At 69.1% G+C, this 900-nt stretch carries 1 protein-coding gene; it reads right to left on the bottom strand.

Annotated elements, in window-relative coordinates:
- On the bottom strand, window positions 1-739 hold a 739-nt coding region (locus ACXMYJ_RS29225), incomplete at its 3' end, for an AAA family ATPase (protein WP_460359563.1).
- Between the last annotated feature and the right edge of the window lie 161 nt (window positions 740-900).

Genomic DNA, 900 nt, shown 5'->3' with positions numbered 1-900 from the left:
CCCCACCATCCTCGGCGTCACGCGTGGTGAGGTAGACCGTGTCGGCGCCGGCCTCGAACGCCGACGAACCCCGCAGGGTCCGGCCATCCTTGCCGGTGTGATGCACACCCAAGACGACGCCTCGACCGTCGAGGGTGCTCTCGCGAATGCCGGTCAGCGCGTCGACGACCTGACCGCAATCTTTCGCTGAGTTCTCGTCGGCGCCGACCATGCAGCGCGCCAGGGTGTCGAGCACCACGAGGCCATATCGCCTCTCCTGGATGAGAGCAGTGAGCGCGCTGAGCTCGGCGAGGCGAGTGAGATTGATTGGCCGCGGCAGGATGTCGAGCTCGCCGTCGGTCACCAGTTCGTCCCAGCCGCGCTCCCAGGCGTCGACGCGGCCCTTGAGCCCGAACGCGCCTTCAGCTGCGACGTACAGCACGCGGCGCTTCTCGCACGCACGGTTCTGCCACGGCCGGCCAGTTGCGACGCTGGCCGCCCAGTCGAGCGCGATGAAGGACTTGCCCGATCCCCACCGACCGTAGAGAAGCGCGAGCGTTCCCTGGTCGAGCACGCCGTCGATCAGCGGTTCGGGATCGGGTAAGCCTCGGAGCGCCGACCGAGTGAGCAGCAGGTCGGCCAGCGCCGTGCGCGCTCGCTGCGTTCTCTCAACATCTGGCTCCGGTGGCGGCTCCGACGGCCCCGGGTCGCCACAGAACGACTCGGAGTACGCCGCCAGAATCCCCGCCGTGCTTTTCACGCAACCATTCCTCCGCATGCCTCGTGCAGCTGCTCGGCGAGCACCCGATCGGGGCCGCCGCGGCGGTACAGCGCACGGCGAACCTCGATGGGCAGCAGAGGAATCAGGCCGTCGAACAGCAGCCGCAGAGCCGCGTCGCGCCACCCGTCCAGCGCCTGGTC

The sequence above is a fragment of the Mycobacterium sp. ZZG genome (assembly GCF_054786995.1).
The sequence above is the reverse complement of the archived record's forward strand: the minus strand, read 5'-3'. Positions and strand labels throughout refer to the sequence as shown.